This window comes from Leifsonia sp. 563 (assembly GCF_040545055.1).
In the GTDB taxonomy this organism is placed as follows: Bacteria; Actinomycetota; Actinomycetes; order Actinomycetales; family Microbacteriaceae; genus Leifsonia.
The window spans coordinates 88,782-107,277 of the sequence record NZ_JBEPLE010000005.1; the positions used below are offsets into that span (position 1 = coordinate 88,782).

Here is an 18,496-nt window from a genome sequence, read left to right on the forward strand (position 1 = left end):
GTTCCCAGTGTCGGTTGCCCGCGGTGAAGGCGCCGTCAGACTCGAGGCGAAGCGTTGCACGTTGATGCCCCGCTCCGATGTCGTCCCAGCGCCCGACACCTCGGACGCTGTGCTCGGTAGTGAGCATATTCGGGTCGTCGATGCGACGCCCGGACCGCATGCGCTTGCTACGCTGACGACGACACGGGGAGGACCATTGGGTTTATTTCGACGCCGCAAGGACGAGCCGCAGCCGCCGGATCGCATCGAATGGGTGACTTCAACAGCCAGACGGATTCTCGCTGAGCGAGGCGTCGAGACGACTATCGAATACGGTGCCGAACCGGAGGACGTCAGGCTGATCGCCGCCGACGGCCAGCTGTATCCGCTCTTCAACGCCTTCGCCAAGACCCACGGTGCGACCGCAGATCAGGCTGTGACGGTGGTCACTCAGCACATCGACAATCTGCTCGACGCACGAAACACCCCGGCAGCCACGCAGCTGTCCGCCGACCAGTTACGACGGCAGGTGCGAACGCGGATCCTCCCCGGCGGCGTGGGCGGCCCGAACGAACCGACGTTCCACTATGCGCGACCGTTCACCGATGATCTGATTCTCGCCCTCTGCGTCGATTTTCCAACCACGGTGAAGTTCATCGACGACTCCGACGTCGACGACCTCGCTCTGAGCGTGGACGAGCTGTACGCGTACGGGCAGCTCAACACCGACCGGGAACCCGTCGACGAGCGCATCGAGCCTGTCGAGGGGATCCACGTCATCGCCGGCGACTCGCTGTTCACAGCGTCGAAGGCCGCGAACCTCCCCGCCGTGCTCGGTGCCGCTCCTCTGGGGACGCTTTTCACCCTGCCACACCGTCACATGATCATCGCTGTCCCCATCACCGGGCCGGAGACGATGGCCGCCGTCGAGCACCTGGTGAGTCTCACCCAGCATGTCCTCAGCGGTGGCCTCCCCCCTGGCGGCGTCATATCCGCCGACGTGCTGTTCTCACGCAACCAGCAGGTCACCCGAGTCTCATCGATGGACGAGAACGGCAAAGTGTCGATCATGGTCGACGACCGCCTTCAGGAAGCGCTGGAGGAAGCCCTCGGCTGACCACGGGCATCAGACGACCACCCGATCCTTGAGGCCGTCGAAGAGCTTCTGACCGATCCCGGAGACCTTCAGGAGGTCCGTGACGGCGCCGAACCGGCCGTTCGCGGCCCGCCAGTCGACGATCCGCTGAGCGAGCGTCGGGCCGATCCGCGGCAGCGTCTCCAACTCCGCCGGCGTCGCCGTGTTGAGATTCACCGGCACGCCAGGCGCACCCGTCGCACCGCCCGCGCCGCCCGTCCCTGCGGCCGGCCCACCGGATGCAGCTCCGCCCACCGGGGGCGGGTCGCCGATCCGCGGCACTACCAGCTGCTCTCCGTCGGCGACGGGCCGGGCGAGGTTCACCGCGGCGATGTCGGCGCCGTCGGCTGCTCCCCCGGCGGCGGCGACCGCATCCACCACCCGGGACCCCGCCGGGAGGTCGACGAGTCCGGGCTCCCGCACCGCGCCCGTGACGTGCAGGAGCAGCCGCCCGCCAGCCGCGGACGGCCCCGACGTCGGCATGCCGCTCGCGCCGGCGGACGGCGGCAGCGTCGCTCCGAGGTCGATCGACGCCCCTTGCTGCGCGGTCGCCGACACCAGCACGGCGACCACCGCTGCGACGATCGCCAGCACGATCGCCGCGCCAACACCGATACGAACCCGCCGCGAACCCCGGCCGTCGGCCGCCTCCATCGGCTCGAGACTCTCGACACCGACGTCCGGCCGCGGCCCCGACTCCGAACCGGACCGCTCGGGCACGCCGGAACCGACGGCTGAGGGCTCGGCACGGTGTCGCATCCCCTCACGCTACGAAGCACCGCCGCCACAGAACCCCACCACCACCGCATCCGTGGAGAGACGACGGAAGCGCCGGGCTGTGAACAACCCGGCGCTTCCGATGACGCGCCCGCTCAGACGGGCGCTGCGCTCAGCCGCGCTGCGCTCAGCCGCGCGGCTTCGTCGCGATGTTGACCAGTCGCGGTGCGCGCACGATCACGTTGACGATCTCGCGGTCGCCGACCGAGCGCACAACGGCCTCGGAACCGCGCGCCAGGGCCTCGAGCTCGTCCGACGCGATCTTCGGCGAGACCTCCAGGCGGTCGCGCACCTTGCCGTCCACCTGCACCACCGCGGTCACCGACTCCTCGATGAGCAGGGTCGGGTCGGGCTTGCGCCACTGCGCCAGCGCCACCGAGGGCTCGTAGCCGAGCTTCGCCCACATGTCCTCCGCGGTGTACGGGGAGAACAGGTTCAGCGCCATCGCGATGACCTCGGCGGCCTCGCGGACGGCGGCGTCGCCCGCACCGGGCCCGGAGTCGATCGTCTTACGCGTGGCGTTGACCAGCTCCATCAGCCGGGCGACGACCACGTTGAACTTGAACGACTCGACCAGTCCGGGCGCGTCGGCCAGGAAGCGGTGGGTGACGCGACGCAGGGCCGGGTCGCCCGTCTTCCAGACGACGTCGGGCGCGCTGGTCACGTCGTCCGCGATCCGCCAGGCGCGCGCCAGGAACTTCGCGCTTCCCGACGGCGAGACGTCCGCCCAGTCGATGTCGTCCTCCGGCGGGCCGGCGAACGCCATGGTCAGGCGCACCGCATCCACACCGTGCTCGTCCAGCTGCTCGGACAGCTTCACCAGGTTGCCGCGCGACTTCGACATCGCCGAGCCGTCCATCAGCACCAGGCCCTGGTTCAGCAGCGCCGTGAACGGCTCCGTGAAGCTGATGTAGCCCAGGTCGAACAGCACCTTCGTGATGAAGCGCGCGTACAGCAGGTGCAGGATGGCGTGGGTCACGCCTCCGACGTACTGGTCGACCGGCGCCCACTTCTCCGCCTCGCGCGGGTCGAACGCCTGGGTGTCGTCGTTCGCCGACAGGAACCGCAGGAAGTACCAGGAACTGTCCACGAACGTGTCCATCGTGTCCGTGTCGCGCTTGGCCGGTCCGCCGCAGTTCGGGCAGGAGACGTTGACCCAGTCGGTCGCTCCGCCCAGCGGGCTCGTGCCCTTCGGCTGCAGGTCGAGGCCGTCTGCCGGCGGCAGCAGCACGGGCAGCTCCGACTCGGGCACGGGCACCTCGCCGCACTGCTCACAGTGGATGATCGGGATGGGCGTGCCCCAGTAGCGCTGCCGCGAGATCAGCCAGTCGCGCAGGCGGAAGTTCTTCGCCGGTGCGCCCAGGTTCGACGCCTGCAGCGCTTCCGTCACGCGACGGATCGCGTTGGACTTGCTCAGGCCGTCGAACGGCCCCGAGTTGATCAGGCGTCCCTCTCCGGTCAGCGCGACGCCCGTCTCGGACGGGTTCTCGAGCGCTGCCTCCTCCGGCAGGATCGGCTCGCCGGTCTCCGGATCCGTGTGGATGACCGGGATCGCACCGGTGATCGGCTGCGTCGTGTCGACGACGACCCGCACCGGCAGGTCGAAGGCGCGCGCGAAGTCGAGGTCGCGCTGGTCGTGCGCGGGCACGGCCATGATCGCGCCGTGACCGTAGTCGCTCAGCACGTAGTCGGCGGCCCAGATCGGGATGCGCTCCCCGGTCAGCGGGTTGATCGCGTGACGCTCCAGGAACACACCGGTCCTCTCGCGCTCCGTGCTCAGGCGGTCCATCTCGGTGGTGCCGCGCACCACATCCAGGTAGTCGTCGAAGCGCTTGCGAACCTCGGGGCGCGCGCCCTCGACCAGCTCGGTGGCCAGGTCGGAGTCGGGCGCGACCACCATGAACGTCACGCCGTACAGCGTGTCCGGACGCGTCGTGTAGACGGTCACCGGCTCGTCACGGCCCTCGATGCGGAACGTGACGTCCGCACCCGTGGACCGCCCGATCCAGTTGCGCTGCATCGAGATCACCTTGGACGGCCAGGCGCCCTCCAGCTGGTTCAGGTCGTCCAGCAGGCGGTCGGCGTAGTCCGTGATCCGGAAGTACCACTGGGTCAGCTTCTTCTTGGTGACCAGGTTGTCGCATCGCTCGCAGCGGCCGCCGACGACCTGCTCGTTCGCCAGAACCGTCTGGTCGAACGGGCACCAGTTGACCTGGCTCGCCTTGCGGTACGCCAGGCCCTTCTCGTACAGCTTCAGGAACAGCCACTGGTTCCAGCGGTAGTACGCCGGGTCGGAGGTCTGCAGCACGCGGTCCCAGTCGAAGCTGGGCGCGTAGCGGCGCATGCTCGCCTTCTGCTGGGCGATGTTGTCGTTGGTCCAGCCGGCCGGGTCGAGGCCGCGCTTGATGGCGGCGTTCTCGGCAGGCAGGCCGAACGAGTCCCAGCCGATGGGATGCAGCACGTTGAAGCCCTGCTGGCGCCAGTAGCGCGCGATCACGTCGCCCAGGGCGTACGCCTCGGCGTGACCCATGTGCAGGTCGCCCGACGGGTAGGGGAACATGTCGAGGATGTACTTGCGCGGGCGGCTGTCGGCGGGGTCGTCGGTCGCGAACGGCCGCAGCTCTTCCCAGACCGGGAGCCACTTGTCCTGGATGGCGGCGAAATCGTAGGCGGCGCGCTCGTCGTGGGCGCGACCGGTCTGCTGGGGGGTGCTCGCTGCCGTGGTGCCGGCTGCGTCGTGCTCGTGTGCCACGTGACTCTCAATCTCGGTTCCGTCGTGCCGCGTCGGGATTTCTGGCGGCACGGAAGAGGACGGGCGGCGCGCGCCCGGTACTCCAGACTACTAAACGTCGGCGACGTCCAGTCCGTTCCCAGCGCGCCCTCAGTTCGCCGTGGGCGTGCTCCGGCCGCTGAGTCCGGCCGCCGCCAGCAACGCCGCCGCCTTCACGCGCACCTCCGCCAGCTCCTCCGCGGGGACGGACAGCGCGGTGATGCCGCCTCCCGCGCCGATCACGACGCCGTCGCCGGTGAAGTGGATACTGCGGATCACCATCGCGAGATGTGCGGTGCCGTCCACGCCCAGATAGCCGAAGCACCCGGCGAACGCCCCACGCGGGCCGCCCTCCAGCCGGTGCAGGATACGCATCGCGCTCAGCTTGGGCGCCCCGGTCATCGAGCCGGCCGGGAAGCACGCGGCCACCGCATCCACCGCGCCGAGCCCGGGGCGCAGCCGGCCCTCGACCGTCGAGACCAGCTGGTGGACCTGCGCGTAGCTCTCCACCGCGAGCAGGTGGGTGACCTCGACGGAGCCGACCTCGCACACCCGCCCGAGGTCGTTGCGCATCAGGTCGACGATCATCACGTTCTCGGCGCGCTCCTTCTCGCTCGCCTCGAGTTCCGCACGTAGTTCGACATCGGCGGCGACGGTGGCTCCGCGCGGCCGCGTGCCCTTGATCGGGCGGGTGCGGACACGACCTCCGTCGACACGCAGGAACTCCTCCGGTGACGAGCTCACGAGCGTCTCCCCGGCGATCCGCACGAAGCCGGCGAACGGTGCCGGGCTCGCCCGCCGCAGCCGCAGGTGCACGGCGAGCGGGGCGGCGGCGCCGCGCGCGGTGACACGGTTGGTGAGGCAGAGCTGGTAGGCATCGCCCGCCCTGATCGCCTCCTGACACGCCTCGATCGCGGCGAGATAGGCGTCGTCGTCGTGGCGCCAGTGAGCGACGGCCGGCGGGATGGGATGCGCGGCCAGGTAGGCGTCAGTGGCACCGGCGGCGGTCGCCAGCGCGCGCACGGTCGCGTCGATCCAGGCCGTTCCGTCGGCGTCGTCCGGGGCGATGATCTCGATCGTCCGGTCGGCGTGGTCGAAGACGACAACACGGTCGACGAACAGAAGGGATGCGTCGGTCGTGCGGCCGTGCTCCGGCACCGCGACCGGCGCACCGGCTGCCGACGCACCGGCCTCGTAGCCGAGACGCCCCCACCAGCCGATCGGGGCGGCGAGGCGCTCGGCCTGCTCGCCGTGCCACAGCCCCAGGTCGGCGCCCAGGGCATCCAGCACGCCTCCGGGCTGCGTCACTCCGTCGACGGTGACCGTGCCGTCGGCGACGGACGCGGTCATCCGCACACGGCCCGTCCCGATGTATGACCGCCCGCTGAGGGCCTCGGCCCCGCTGTCGAGCCAGACCGCGTCCACACCGTCCGCGCCGCCGAACAGCGTCGCGAACGCGTCGGCCGGGTCGACCCAGGTGTCGAGCGGCTGCACGCGGAGCGGGGTGAGCACCGGACTAGCCTAGGCGAGTGGACACGCACAGCACCGGACCGGTCAGCTCCCTCGCCGACTGGGCGGGCGGTGAGCTCCGCGTGCGCGACGACTGCGAGGTGACGGAGACCGAGCTGCTCGGCGCCGACTCGTTCCTGGTCCGCGACGGCCGAGTGCTGGCGCTCGGGCTGCACCGCAGCCGGTTCGCCGAGACCGTGCGCGAGCAGGGCTTCGCCGACCGCGCCGAGGTCGAGGCGTTCTGGGAGGCCGCGATCGGTTCACTGCCGCGCGAGGGCGACTGGTTTCCGCGGTTGGAGCTCGTGCGTGCGCGGGACGCCCTGCGCCTGCGCTTCCGGTTGCGGACGGCGCCGGAACTCACCTCCGAACTGGTGGTCGCGACCGCCGACGCCGACCCCCGCGTCGTCCCGCACCTGAAGGGGCCGGACCTCGATCGGCTCAGCGCACTCCGTCAGCGGGTGCAGCGCCGAGGGGCGCAGGAGGCGATCATCCTCGACCACGGCCGCGTGTCGGACGGCACGACGACCGCACTGCTCTGGTGGCGCGGGGATGCACTGTTCGCGCCGCCCTTCTCGCTCCCGCGGGTCGACAGCGTCGCCGCGCGCACGGTACGCGGTGTGGCCGCTGCGCTCGGCGTCCCGGTCGAGGATGTGGCCGTCCGGCCGTCGGAGTTGGAGGGCGCGGTGCTGTGGGCCGTGAATGCGCTGCACGGCGTCCGCGCCGTCACCGCATGGGTGGGCGGGCCGGCTCTCGCGCAGGATCCCGCGCGGACCGACGCCTGGCGCGCGCGGTTCGCCGCGCTGGCGCGACCGCTGCCCTGATCCGCTCGGCCCGGCAACGACCCCGCTACCCGACCAGCGCGCCGTCCTCCAGCCGCACCACCCGATCCACCAGCTCGGTCGGAACGTCCGTGTGCGAGATCAGGAGCACCGTCCGGCCGTCCTCCGCCGCGGTCCGCAGCACATCCCGCACGATCGCATCGGCGACCGCGCTGTCGACGTTCGCGGTGGGCTCGTCGACGACGAGCACCGGGAAGTGGGCGAGGAGCGCGCGGGCGAGCGCGATCCGCTGGGCCTGACCGCCCGACACCAGGGCGCCGCGCTCGCCGACCGGCTCAGACAGTCCGCCGCGAGCGAGTGCCCAGCCGCGCAGCCCCACCCGGTCGAGCGCATCCAGCAGCTCGTCGTCCGTCGCCGTGTCGCGTGCGAACAGCAGGTTCTGGCGCAGATCGGAGTCGAACAGGTAGGGCCGCTGCTCGACCAGCCCGATCACCCGTCGCACGTCGTCCTGGCGCAAGTCGCGGGCCGGGACGCCGTCGATCGAGTAATCGCCGGTGTGATCGATCAGGCGCGTGAGGACGTGGGCGAGTGCTGTCTTGCCTGCACCGGTCGGGCCGGTGAGCAGGACGCGCTCCCCCGGCCGCAGCCGCAGGTCGAGCTCGCGCAGCACGTCGTGATCGTCGTCCGGCCAGTGCGCCGACACACCGTCGAGCAGCACCTCCGGGACGCCGCCGACGTCACCGCTCACGACCAGCGCCCGGCCGTCCGGCGCATCCACCGGGACGCCGTCCGGTACCTCGATCGGCGCCGCCGACGCGATCCGCTCCGCACTCGCCCGCACCCGTCGCCAGGCGCCGAACGCCAGCGGGACGGTGCCGAAGACCTCGAAGACCGCGAGCGGGAGCAGGGCCACCACGGCGAGTCCCGGGGCGTCGAGCGAGCCGTCGATCACCGCGGGGATGCCTCCCGAGAGCCCGAAGACGGTCGCCGCGCCCGCGAGGAGCGACACCACGCCTGCGGTCAGGCCGAGACCCACCGCCCGCGTGCGCGACGCCGCTGTCAGCCGCTCACCGGCCGCGCGCACGCGCTCCTGCGCCGCGGGAAGCGCCCCGTATGCGGTCAGGACATCGAGGTTCGCGACCAGGTCGTGCAGGGCGTCGTTGAGCTCGGCGCGGAGCGGCGCGATGCGACGCTCGGCGGCCCCCGCGACCCACCGGTTCACCAGCATCCCCGCGACCAGGGCCACCGCCAGCGTGACCAGCAGAGCGACACCTGCCGCCGGGAGGATCAGGAAGGCGGCGACGATGCTGCCGACGGCGACCAGACCCGCGCTCACCAGCGGCTGGATCACGCGCAGCGCGAGGTTCTGAAGCTCGTCCACATCGTCCGCCAGCCGTGCCAGCAGATCGCCCGAGCGCACACCGCGCAGTCCGTCCGGCGCGAGCGGCTCCAGTCGTGCGTAGAGGCGCGATCGCACCGTCCCGAGCTGCCGGAAGGCCGCGTCGTGCCCGGCCAGCCGCTCCAGATAGCGGAAGAACGCGCGCCCGAGGGCGAACGCACGGACGCCGACGACAGCGGCCGACAGGTACATCAGCGCGGGCTGCTCCGAGGCCCGCGTGATCAGCCACGCCGAGACGCCCAACAGCGCGACCGCGCTTCCGCCGCTCAGGAAGCCGAACCCGATGGCGGCCCACAGCCGACCTGCGGAGGGGATGGCCAGCCGGAGGATGCGGCGCACCTCCATGGGGTCCGCGGCACCCTGCGCCTGCGTCTCTCGGAGCCTCGATTCAGCGGACACCGGACACCTCGCTCTCCTCGGACTGCGTGCTCGCGGCGGCCCCGTCCGACGCATCGCGGGCGGGCAGCGTCAGCACGACGTCCGCCGCCTCCGCCACCGCCGGCCGGTGACTCACGACCAGCACCGCCGCGCCGTCGTCGGCCGCACGCCGCACCGCGCGCAGCAGGCGGGCCTCCGTCTCCGCGTCGAGCGCCGAGGTCGGCTCGTCCAGGATCAGCACAGGGCACCGACGCCACCGCAGGCGATACAGCGCCCGGGCGACCGCGACCCGCTGGGCCTGGCCGCCGGACAGCCCCGATCCGCCTGCGCCGAGCTCCAGGGCCGGGTCGAGCTCAGCGGCTGCGGCATCTCGCAGCGCGTCTTCGACACGCGCATCCGTGCCGGCGGCGTCCGGCGCATCGCCCAGCGCGACGTTCGACGCGATGCTCCCGGCGAGCAGCCCGGGCCGCTGCCCGGCCCATGCGATCGCCTCGCGTCGCCCCACCGCGTCGGTCCGGCCGCCCGCGTGGATGCGGCCCTCGAACGCGGTGAAGCCCAGCACCGCGCTCACCAGACTCGACTTGCCGGCCCCGCTCGGCGCCCGGAGCACGGCGAACGTCCCCGGCGGCACCGCAGCACTGAAGCCGTCGACGACGGTCCGCCCGTCGTACGCGATCCGCACATCCTCGAGCACCAGTCCGGTCCCTGCGGCGACATCCGCATCCGGCGTCACAGCGTCCACGGCTTCCGCCGCCTCGATCACCTCGAACGCGTTCGACGCGGCCTCGATGCCCTCCGCGGCCGCGTGGTAGCTCGCGCCCACGTTGCGCAGCGGCAGGAACGCCTCGGGCGCGAGCAGCAGCACGAACAGTCCGACCGAGAGGTCGAGCGAGCCGCCCAGCAGTCGCAGCCCGATCGTGACAGCGATCACCGCGACGGACAGGCTCGCGGCCAGTTCCAGCACGAACCCGGAGAGGAACGACATGCGCAGCACCCGCATGGTGTGAACGCGATACTGCTCGCTCACCTGGCGGATCCGCGCCTCCTGGCGGTGCTGCCGCCCGAACAGCTTCAGCGTCGAGAGCCCGGCGACCACATCCAGGAAGCCGCTCGACAGGGTGGAGAGCGCCCGCCACTGCCGCTTCTGGGCCGCCTGGGTCGCCCAGCCGACCAGAACCATGAACACCGGGATGAGCGGGAGCGTGATCACGAGGATGATCCCGCTGGTGAGGTCGCGCCAGCCGATCGTCAGCACCAGAAGGGGTGTCGCGATGGCGGTGCCGATCAGCTGCGGCAGGTACTTCGCGAAATAGCCGTCGAGCGCATCCATGCCGTGGCCGGCGACGAGGGTGACGTCGGCGGTGCTCCTGCGGGCGACCCACCCCGGGCCGAGCCGTCCGACCGCCGCGACCAGGCGCTCCCGCAGCTGCCCCACGACGCGCGCTCCGCCGCGGGACGACACCGACTCGACCGCCCACAGCAGCCCCGCGCGCACCACCACGACGAGACCCAGCAGGCCGATGGTCGGACTGAGGCTCGCGAGCGGCTCCCCCGCGATCGCGCGCACCACGACATCCGTCAGCAGCCAGGCGAAGGCGATGATGGATGCGGTCTGCAGCACCGCGAGCCCGGCGCCCGCGGCGAGGGTGCCGCGGGTCGCCGAAGCGTACCGCAGGAGTCGGGGGTCGAGCGGGCGCACGTCAGGCCGTCACGGGTTGCTGCGTGTCGTCGGTGCCACCGGCCTCCGGCGCCTCCTGCGGGATGTGGTCGCGCGTCACCCGCTTGCGGAAGATCCAGTAGGTGAAGCCCTGGTAGACGAGGATCAGCGGAAGGAAGATCGCCGCGACCCACGTCATGATCGTCAGCGTGGTCTGCGAGCTGGACGCGTTCGCGATGGTGAGGCTGTTCTCCGGGTTCGGCGAGGAGGGCATCACGTCGGGGAACAGGGCGGCGAACAGCGACACGACGGCGAGGGCGATGGTGGCCGCCATGAACCCGAACGACCATCCCTCGGCCCCGCGCAGGTTGGCGATCCAGGAGGCGACCAGCGCCACCGCCGCGAAGATCGCGAGCGCGAGGAACACCGGCGAGAAGTGCGAGATGGCCGTCCAGCCGAGGAACACCGCCGCGACCACGATGGCCACAGCTCCCGAGCGCGCGGCGAGCCGCCGTGCTCGGACGCGGAGGTCGCCATCGGTCTTCAGCGAGATGAAGACGACGCCGTGGGTGAAGAACAGCAGGAGGGTCGTCAGGCCGCCGACGATCGCGTAGCCGTTCAGGAGGTCGAACAGCGTCCCCGTGTAGTCGTGGTTGGCGTCGAGCGCGACGCCCTGCACGATGTTCGCGAACGCGACGCCCCAGAGGAACGCGGGAACCGCGGAGCCGACGATGATCATCCCGTCGAACCACTTCTTCCACCGGGCGCCGGCGCGCTGGTGCCGGTACTCGAACGACACGCCGCGCACGATCAGCGCGAGCAGGATGAGCAGCAGCGCCAGGTAGAAGCCGCTGAACAGCGTGGCGTACCACTCGGGGAAGGCCGCGAACAGCGCGGCGCCTCCGACGATGACCCACGTCTCGTTGAGGTCCCAGACCGGACCGATCGTGTTGATCATCACGCGGCGGTCGACGTCGTCGCGGCCGAGGAACGGCAGCGCCATCCCCACCCCGAAGTCGAAGCCGTCGAGCACGAAGTAGCCAACGAAGAAGAAGGCGACGATGCCGAACCAGAGAACTGCGAGATCCATTGTCGTGCTCCTCCTAGTAGACCGTGGCGACCGGGATGGGCTCGCCGGCGTCGTCGAGGTGCTTCTCGATCGGCTCGGGGCCCTTCTGGGCGGCGCGCTTGATGAGCTTGAACTCGACGACCGCGAGGGTGCCGTAGATGGCGGTGAAGGCGACGAGAGAGATCAGCACCTCGAGTCCCGTCGTGCCGGGCGAGACGCCGTCGGCCGTCTTCATGAGGCTGAACACGATCCACGGCTGCCGCCCCATCTCGGTGAAGATCCAGCCGACGATCATCGCCAGCAGCGAGAGCGGCATGGCCCAGATCGCGATCTTCCACTGCCAGGCGCGGGTCGGGGTGCGGCCCTTGCGGGTCAGCCAGAGGCCGACGACGGCGATGGCGACGTGGAGCATCCCGAGCCCGATCATCCAGCGGAACGCCCAGTAGGTGATCCAGATGGTCGGCGTGTAGTCGCCGGGGCCGTAGAGCTGCGTGTACTGCGCCTGCAGGTCGTTGATGCCCTCGACGGTGCCGTTCAGGCTGTGCGTCGACAGGAACGACAGCAGGTACGGCACGCGGATCGAGAACAGTTCGTGCACGCCGTCCGGGGTGCCGAGGGTGAAGATCGAGAAGGAGGCGTCGGCTCCGGTCGAGGTCTTGTAGAGCGCTTCCGCGGCCGCCATCTTCATCGGCTGCGTCTCGACCATGGCGAGACCGAGCTGGTCGCCGCTCAGGACCGTGCCGATCCCCGCGCCGACCATCAGCCAGAGGCCGAACGTGAGCGCTGGCCGCATCGTCTCGAGGTGGTTGTTGCGCGAGAGGTGCCAGGCGGCGACGGCGATGATGAGGCCGGCCGAGACCATGAAGCAGCCGAAGATGGTGTGCGGGAAGGCGGCGAGGGCGACCTTGTTCGTGAGCACGGCCCAGAGATCCGTGAGCTCCGCCCGGCCCTTCGCGGCGTTGATGTGATAGCCGACCGGGTTCTGCATGAAGGCGTTCGCCGCGAGGATGAAGTAGGCCGAGAGGATGCTGCCCACCGACACGATCCAGATGGTCGCCAGGTGCAGCCCCTTCGGCAGGCGGTCCCACCCGAAGATCCACAGCCCGATGAACGTCGCCTCCAGGAAGAACGCGAGCAACCCCTCCAGGGCGAGCGGAGCGCCGAAGATGTCGCCGACGAAACGCGAGTAGTCGGACCAGTTCATGCCGAACTGGAACTCCTGCACGATGCCGGTCACCACGCCCATCGCGAAGTTGATCAGGAAGATCTTGCCGAAGAAGTGGGTCAGCTGCAGGTAGTGCGCCTTCCCCGTGCGGTACCAGGCCGTCTGGAAGATCGCGGTGCACGTGACCAGGCCGATCGTCAGCGGCACGAACAGGAAGTGGTAGATCGTGGTGAGCCCGAACTGCCAACGCGAGAGTAGGAGCGGGTCCAGCAGTTCGTTCACGTGAGTTCCCTTCGCCTCTTCTACACATTGTAGAACTGAACTTCTACGAAGTGTAGAACATTCTCAGCCTGTTCGCGCTACTCTGGATTCGTGGCCAATCTCGGAGAACTCGAACGAGCCGTCATGGACGCCCTGTGGGACGGCGACGCCCCCATCACCGCGGGTGAGCTACGCGACAAGCTAGCGGCGGCCCGCGAGACCGGCAAGGCACCGGCGCTCACGACGATCCTCACCGTCCTCTCCCGGCTCGAGGCCAAGGGGTTCGTCGCCCGCGACCGCGACGCCCGGCCGCACCTGTACTACGCCGCCCTGACCCGCGCCGGTCACGTCGCCGATCTGATGCGCGAAGTGCTGGAGTCGTCCTCCGACCGCACCGAGGCGCTCGCCTACTTCGTCGGCTCTGTCGACGAGTCCGAAGCCGAGGTGCTGCGCCGCCTGCTCGACGCCCGCAGCGTGTGAGCAGCGACCCCGCCGCCGGGCTCGCCGGCGCGATCTTCCTGGGCGCGCTCGCCATCGCGCTCGCCTGGCCTGTGCCGCTGCTGCTCGCGCGCGCCAAGTGGCCCTCCGCCGCCCCCGTGCTGGCCGTCGCCCTCTGGCAGTCGATCGCCCTCGCGGGAGGCATCTCGATGATCGGCTCACTGCTGCTGGCGGGACTGCAGCCGTTCGGCGACGACCTGTGGTCGCGCATCGGCGGAGCGGCCGCGTCGCTGTTCCACGGACCCCTGCCGCCGGACGCCAGCCTCCTCAACGCCTTCCTGCTGAGCGCGGCCGTGCTGCTGACGGCCCACCTCCTCCTGAACCTCGCGCTCACCTCCGTTCGCAGCCGCAACCAGCGCCACCGGCACATGGAGCTGCTGCGGCTGCTGTCCTCTCCCCTGCCGGACGCTCCGACCACCCGGGTGATCGACCATCCCGCGCCGGCCGCGTACTGCCTGCCGGGCGCGCGCAGCGTCACAGTGCTCTCCGAGGGCATGATCGCGCTGCTCTCCCCCGACCAGCTGGATGCGGTGGTCGCCCACGAGCGCGCCCATCTGCGGCAGAAGCACCACCTGCTGCTGGATGCGTTCCGCTCCTGGAAGCGCGCCCTCCCCTGGTTCCCCATCGCCACACGGGCGCAGGACGCCGTCGCGCTGCTCCTGGAGATGCTCGCCGACGACACCGCGCGCCACGAGGCGGGAGACCGCGTGCTCGCGGGGGCGATCCGACTCGTCGACGAGACAGGGCAGGCGGGCGCCGTCCTCGGCGCTCCCAAGGATCGCCGGACGCCGGAGCAGCGGCGCGCCGCCCTCGTCGCGCGCGAGGAGCGCCTGGCTGACGGCCGCCGGACGGTCGGGCCCGTGCTGCGCGCGACCGTGGTGGTGACGACGGTGTTGCTCGTCGTCGTGCCGCCGGTGGTCGTGCTCGTCAGCTGATCCGGCCGCTGGTCGCATCCGGCTTCGCAGCAACGAGCCAGGCCGCGCCGCTACGCTTCCGCTATGCCGCAGCCCGGAGGGACGACATGAACGACGCGCTGACCTGGGTGCTCGACCTCGTGCAGAGTGTGGACCCGGTCCTCCGGACGCTGCTGGCCGGGCTCGGCATCCTGCTCGAGACGTCCATCCTGATCGGGCTCATCGTCCCGGGCGACACGATCGTGCTGGTCGCGAGCACCGGCGTGGCCAACCCGGTCGAGTACGTCGCACTGGTCGCCGTCGTCATCGTCGGAGCGCTCTGCGGCGAGTCGCTCGGGTTCGCGCTCGGTCGTTGGTTCGGCCCGCGCATCCGCACCAGCCGGCTCGGCAGCCGCGTCGGCACCCGCAACTTCGACCGCGCGGAAGCGTATCTCGCTCGTCGCGGCGGAATCGCCGTGTTCCTGTCGCGGTTCCTCCCGGTCCTGCACTCGCTCATCCCGCTCACCGTGGGCATGAGTCCGATGCGGTACCGCACCTTCATGGCCTGGACGGCTCCCGCCTGCGTGCTCTGGGCGTTCGCCTACGTGAGCGTCGGCTCGGCCGCGGCCGGCGGCTACCGCGAGCTGTCGCGTGAGCTGCACTGGGCGGGATACGCCTTCGTCGCCGTCATCGCGCTGTTCATCATCGTGGTGTTCGTGGTCAAGAAGGTGCTCGGCAAGCGCGAGAGCCGACACATGGAAGCGGCGGCCCGGGAACCCGAGCCGCCGCTTGATGGAGCCGACCGAACCGTTACTTGATCGGGTGGTCCTGGAGCCACTTCTTGGCGACGGCGTCCGGCTGGGTCTTGCTTGACCCCTGGTTCTCGCCGTTCATGTCGATGAGGTCCTCGGTGGTGAGTTCCTTCGACACCTTGTTCAGCACGTCCTTGACCTTGTCGGACGCCTTCTTGCTGTTGATCAGCGGCACGATGTTCTGCGCGGCGATCAGGTTCTTCGGGTCCTTCAGGGTGACGAATCCGTTGTCCTTGATGGCCGGGGTCGTCGTGTAAATGTCGGCCAGCTGGACGTCGCCGTTCTTGAGGGCGGCGACGGTCAGCGGTCCGCCGGAGTCGCTGATCGGCTTGAGCGTCGCGGTGACGCCGTACGCCGACTTCAGCCCGGGGATGCCATACGGGCGGGTCTGGAACTCCGGGTTGGCGCCGACGGTCAACGGGTCGGTGACCTTCTTGAGGTCATCGAGGCTCTTCACGTCCCATTTCTCCGAGAACTCCTTGGTGACGTTGTACGAGTCGGCGTCCTGCGCCTCCGACTGGTCGAGCACCTCGAAGCCCTTCGGCAGGGCGTCGTTGAGTCCGGCGTAGACGTCGTCGCTGGAGGTGGCGGTGCTGTTCTTGTCGTAGAACTGGAGCAGGTTGCCGCTGTACTCGGGGATGAGGTCGATGGAGCCGTCCTGCAGCGCCTTGAGGTAGACGTCGCGCTGGCCGATGCTCGGCTTGTACGCGACCTTGACGCCGTTGGCCTCGAGCGCCTGGCCGTAGATCTGCATGAGGATCTCGGACTCGCCGAACGCGGCCGAACCGACCGTGACGGTGTCGCTGGAGGACGAGGCGGAGTCGCTGCTGAACGCGCCGCCACCGGACGAGCAGGCGCTGAGGGCGAGCAGCGCCCCGGCGGCGAGCACGCCGGCCGCGAGGCGGCTCTTCTTCGATGCGAACATGATCTTCTCTTCTCTTGGGTGCTCCCGGTCGGGAGGCTGGTGTGCTGGGTTGGACAGGACAGGTCAGGTCGTGGGGGCGCCTTCCGGCACCGGGCGGGCGGCCGAGCGGCCGCCTTCCGCGCTGTCGCGGACGCGTCCGGCGGTGACACCGCGGGGCACGACGAGGCGCTGGACGATGGCGAACAGCCCGTCCGCGACGAGGGCGAGGGCGACCACGATGATGGAGCCGCCCAGGATCTCCGGGTAGTTCTGGACGGCGATGCCGTCGAACAGGAATCGGCCGAGGCCGCCGACCGGCAGGATGGCCGCGACGGTCCAGGTGGCGATCACCTGCAGGCCGCCCGAACGGATGCCGCCGATCACGAGCGGCAGCGACAGCGGCAGCTCGACCTTCGTGAACACCTGCCAGCCGGTCATCCCGATCGCGCGAGCAGCGTCGATCGGAGCGCGGTCCACCGACTCGAGGCCGGAGTACGCGCCGGCCAGGATCGGCGGGATCGCGAGGATGGTGAGCGCGATCAGCGGCGGGACGATGGTCAGGTTGGTCGTGAGCAGCGCCAGGTAGATGACGAGGCCCAGTGTCGGCAGCGCACGCAACGCCCCGGACACGCCGACCGCGAGCCCGCGGAAGCGACCGGAGTGACCGATCGCGAAACCGATCGGCAGGGCGATGATCGCAGCGAGCAGCAGCGTCAGCAGCGAGTAGGCGATGTGCTCGCCCAGACGCGCGGGGATGCCGCTCGGCCCGGACCAGTTGGTCGGGTCGCCGATCCACCCGAAGGCGGCCAGGATGTCGGTCATACGCCGGTCACCGCCCTCATCGCCGCGCGCCTGCTGAGGCGGCCGGCTCGCCGGTTGGATCGCGTCCAGGGCAGCAGCACGCGCCCGAGACCCACGAGGATCAGGTCGAAGACGAGCGCCACCACCATGATGAGGATGATGCCGACCAGGACCTCCTCGGTGTACGACCGGTTGAGGCCGTCCGTGAACAGGTAGCCGAGGTTCGGGACGCCCAGAAGCGCTCCGACGCTCACGAGGCTGACCGTGCTGACCGACACCACCCGGAGGCCCGCGAGAAGAACCGGTCCGGCCAGCGGGAGCTCGACGGACCAGAAGCGGCGCCAGGCCGAGAACCCGACGGCGGTCGCCGACTGCAGCACGTCACCGGGAACGGAGCCCAGTGCGTCCGCTGTCGTGCGGACCATCAGCGCGAGCGCGTAGATGCTCAGCGCCACCACGACGTTGAGCGGCGAAAGGATCTGCGTGCCGATCAGGGCGGGCATCGCGAAGAACAGGGGCAGCGACGGGATCGTGTAGAGGATGCCGCCGATCGTCAGCAGCACACCGCGGCTCCAGCGATAGCGGTTCGCGACCCACCCGATGGGTAGCGACACCACGAACCCGATGATGATCGGGAGAGCGGCGAGCCACACGTGGGTGACCGTGAGATTCCAGACCTGGCCGAGATTCGACCACAAGAAACTCACGACGCGTCCTCACCCTGCGCCGGAGCACCCGCGACCGAGACGGTCGCGGCCTTTGCCTCGGAGGGAGCGGCTGCGCCACGCGGCGAGCCGGAAAGGACGCCCGCGGCGCGGCCGTCGCTGTCGACGAGCACCGAACCGGTCGGCGTCTCCTCGACGTGGAGTGCCCGTCGTCCGCGGTCGGCGCCGACGAAGGACGCGACGAACTCGTCGGCCGGGTCGGCCAGGATCTCGGCGGGCGTGCCCTTCTGCGCGACGATGCCGCCCTTCCGGAAGATGACGACCTGGTCGCCGAGTTTGAAGGCCTCGTCGATGTCGTGCGTGACGAACACGACCGTCTTGTCGAGATCGCGCTGCAAGCGGAGCAGCTCGTTCTGCAGATCGTCGCGGACGATCGGGTCGACGGCGCCGAACGGCTCGTCCATCAGCAGGATGTTCGGGTCGACCGCGAGCCCGCGGGCGACGCCCACACGCTGCTGCTGGCCGCCCGACAACTGGCTCGGGTACCGATCGGCGAGCGAGCGCTCGAGCCCCACGGTGTCCATCAGTTCGAGTGCACGCTCCCGCGCATCCTTCTTCTTCACGCCTTTGAGCAGCGGGACGGTGGCGATGTTGTCGACGACCTTGCGGTGCGGCAGCAGCCCCGAGTTCTGCATCACGTAGCCGATCGAGCGGCGCAGGGCGACGGGCTTGAGCGACAGCACATCCTCGCCGTCGATCTCGATCTGCCCGGAGGTCGGATCGACCATCCGGTTGATCATGCGGAGGATCGTCGTCTTGCCGCTGCCGGACGACCCGACGAGCACCGTGATCTTGCGCGATGGGATCACCAGGGAGAAGTCATCGACGGCCAGCGTCCCGTCCGGGAAGCGCTTCGTGACATCGCGGAACTCGATCACGAGCGCGCTCCCGTCGCCGGGGTCGCTGCGATATCGGTGTCGCGGGATGCGGAAGCTGATGCGGCCATCTCACCCAGCCAAACAGCGTCCGGCCGTTTGCGCAATGG

16 protein-coding genes are annotated in these 18,496 nt (G+C 70.3%); 5 read left to right on the forward strand and 11 right to left on the reverse strand.

Annotated elements, in window-relative coordinates; translation table 11 throughout:
* Positions 1 to 64: 64 nt before the first annotated feature.
* On the forward strand, positions 65 to 1,096 hold the full coding sequence (locus tag ABIC47_RS14550) for a hypothetical protein (RefSeq protein WP_354481373.1): 1,032 nt from the start codon (positions 65 to 67) through the stop codon (positions 1,094 to 1,096).
* Positions 1,097 to 1,105: 9 nt separating this feature from the next.
* Here ABIC47_RS14550 and ABIC47_RS14555 read toward each other — a convergent pair whose 3' ends face one another.
* From ABIC47_RS14555 to pabB, 3 genes are all read right to left on the reverse strand, one after another.
* Entirely contained in the window at positions 1,106 to 1,768 is a 663-nt protein-coding gene (locus tag ABIC47_RS14555; RefSeq protein ID WP_502910264.1) for a ComEA family DNA-binding protein, read from the reverse strand.
* A 250-nt stretch (positions 1,769 to 2,018) separates the two neighbouring features.
* A complete protein-coding gene (leuS, locus tag ABIC47_RS14560; RefSeq protein WP_354481379.1) occupies positions 2,019 to 4,643 on the reverse strand; it encodes a leucine--tRNA ligase in 2,625 nt (874 codons plus the stop codon).
* A gap of 129 nt (positions 4,644 to 4,772) precedes the next feature.
* Positions 4,773 to 6,173 carry an aminodeoxychorismate synthase component I gene (gene pabB / locus ABIC47_RS14565; protein ID WP_354481382.1) on the reverse strand — a complete coding sequence of 467 codons (1,401 nt, stop codon included), beginning with the start codon at positions 6,171 to 6,173 and terminating at the stop codon, positions 4,773 to 4,775.
* A 17-nt stretch (positions 6,174 to 6,190) separates the two neighbouring features.
* Here pabB and ABIC47_RS14570 point away from each other — a divergent pair, with 17 nt between their 5' ends.
* Positions 6,191 to 6,991 carry an aminotransferase class IV gene (locus tag ABIC47_RS14570; protein ID WP_354481384.1) on the forward strand — a complete coding sequence of 267 codons (801 nt, stop codon included), beginning with the start codon at positions 6,191 to 6,193 and terminating at the stop codon, positions 6,989 to 6,991.
* 25 nt (positions 6,992 to 7,016) lie between these two features.
* Here ABIC47_RS14570 and cydC read toward each other — a convergent pair whose 3' ends face one another.
* From cydC to ABIC47_RS14590, 4 genes are read right to left on the reverse strand one after another with little or no spacing between them, the layout of a single operon-like run.
* Complete coding sequence (cydC, locus tag ABIC47_RS14575) at positions 7,017 to 8,747, reverse strand: thiol reductant ABC exporter subunit CydC (RefSeq protein ID WP_354481387.1); 1,731 nt, start codon at positions 8,745 to 8,747, stop codon at positions 7,017 to 7,019.
* Positions 8,737 to 10,425, reverse strand: a complete 1,689-nt coding sequence (cydD, locus tag ABIC47_RS14580; protein WP_354481390.1) for a thiol reductant ABC exporter subunit CydD — start codon at positions 10,423 to 10,425, stop codon at positions 8,737 to 8,739. Before cydD ends, cydC begins: the two co-directional genes overlap by 11 nt.
* A gap of 1 nt (position 10,426) precedes the next feature.
* Positions 10,427 to 11,473 carry a cytochrome d ubiquinol oxidase subunit II gene (cydB, locus tag ABIC47_RS14585; protein WP_354481393.1) on the reverse strand — a complete coding sequence of 349 codons (1,047 nt, stop codon included), beginning with the start codon at positions 11,471 to 11,473 and terminating at the stop codon, positions 10,427 to 10,429.
* 13 nt (positions 11,474 to 11,486) lie between these two features.
* Positions 11,487 to 12,899 (reverse strand): cytochrome ubiquinol oxidase subunit I, encoded by a 1,413-nt coding sequence (locus ABIC47_RS14590; RefSeq protein ID WP_354481395.1) that lies wholly within the window; start codon positions 12,897 to 12,899, stop codon positions 11,487 to 11,489.
* A 90-nt stretch (positions 12,900 to 12,989) separates the two neighbouring features.
* On the opposite strand from ABIC47_RS14590, the gene ABIC47_RS14595 reads away from it, so the two are divergent.
* The 3 genes from ABIC47_RS14595 to ABIC47_RS14605 all read left to right on the forward strand — a co-directional run bounded on the left by ABIC47_RS14595 (position 12,990) and on the right by ABIC47_RS14605 (position 15,087).
* Positions 12,990 to 13,358, forward strand: coding sequence for a BlaI/MecI/CopY family transcriptional regulator (locus tag ABIC47_RS14595; RefSeq protein ID WP_018190888.1), 369 nt, complete (start codon positions 12,990 to 12,992; stop codon positions 13,356 to 13,358).
* Positions 13,355 to 14,311, forward strand: a complete 957-nt coding sequence (locus ABIC47_RS14600; protein ID WP_018190887.1) for a M56 family metallopeptidase — start codon at positions 13,355 to 13,357, stop codon at positions 14,309 to 14,311. Before ABIC47_RS14595 ends, ABIC47_RS14600 begins: the two co-directional genes overlap by 4 nt.
* A gap of 86 nt (positions 14,312 to 14,397) precedes the next feature.
* Entirely contained in the window at positions 14,398 to 15,087 is a 690-nt protein-coding gene (locus ABIC47_RS14605; RefSeq protein ID WP_354481398.1) for a DedA family protein, read from the forward strand.
* On the opposite strand, the gene ABIC47_RS14610 is transcribed toward ABIC47_RS14605, so the two are convergent.
* The 4 genes from ABIC47_RS14610 to ABIC47_RS14625 all read right to left on the reverse strand — a co-directional run bounded on the left by ABIC47_RS14610 (position 15,080) and on the right by ABIC47_RS14625 (position 18,389).
* Positions 15,080 to 16,006 (reverse strand): ABC transporter substrate-binding protein, encoded by a 927-nt coding sequence (locus ABIC47_RS14610; protein WP_018190885.1) that lies wholly within the window; start codon positions 16,004 to 16,006, stop codon positions 15,080 to 15,082. The genes ABIC47_RS14605 and ABIC47_RS14610 overlap by 8 nt on opposite strands.
* 63 nt (positions 16,007 to 16,069) lie before the next feature.
* Entirely contained in the window at positions 16,070 to 16,807 is a 738-nt protein-coding gene (locus ABIC47_RS14615; RefSeq protein ID WP_020074850.1) for an ABC transporter permease, read from the reverse strand.
* The gene (locus ABIC47_RS14620; protein WP_354481402.1) at positions 16,804 to 17,493 is read right to left on the reverse strand and encodes an ABC transporter permease; all 690 of its coding nucleotides are present in this window, start codon (positions 17,491 to 17,493) and stop codon (positions 16,804 to 16,806) included. The genes ABIC47_RS14615 and ABIC47_RS14620 overlap by 4 nt, the downstream gene beginning before the upstream one ends.
* On the reverse strand, positions 17,490 to 18,389 hold the full coding sequence (locus ABIC47_RS14625) for an ABC transporter ATP-binding protein (protein ID WP_018190882.1): 900 nt from the start codon (positions 18,387 to 18,389) through the stop codon (positions 17,490 to 17,492). Before ABIC47_RS14625 ends, ABIC47_RS14620 begins: the two co-directional genes overlap by 4 nt.
* Positions 18,390 to 18,496 lie beyond the last annotated feature (107 nt).

What these genes read in the sequence shown, in the direction of transcription:
- ABIC47_RS14550 (WP_354481373.1), top strand. Translation starts at nt 65, where the DNA reads ATGCCCCGCTCCGATGTCGTCCCAGCGCCCGACACCTCGGACGCTGTG.
- ABIC47_RS14555 (WP_502910264.1), bottom strand. Translation starts at nt 1,768, where the DNA reads ATGGAGGCGGCCGACGGCCGGGGTTCGCGGCGGGTTCGTATCGGTGTT.
- cydB (WP_354481393.1), bottom strand. Translation starts at nt 11,473, where the DNA reads ATGGATCTCGCAGTTCTCTGGTTCGGCATCGTCGCCTTCTTCTTCGTT.
- ABIC47_RS14605 (WP_354481398.1), top strand. Translation starts at nt 14,398, where the DNA reads ATGAACGACGCGCTGACCTGGGTGCTCGACCTCGTGCAGAGTGTGGAC.
- ABIC47_RS14610 (WP_018190885.1), bottom strand. Translation starts at nt 16,006, where the DNA reads ATGTTCGCATCGAAGAAGAGCCGCCTCGCGGCCGGCGTGCTCGCCGCC.
- ABIC47_RS14615 (WP_020074850.1), bottom strand. Translation starts at nt 16,807, where the DNA reads ATGACCGACATCCTGGCCGCCTTCGGGTGGATCGGCGACCCGACCAAC.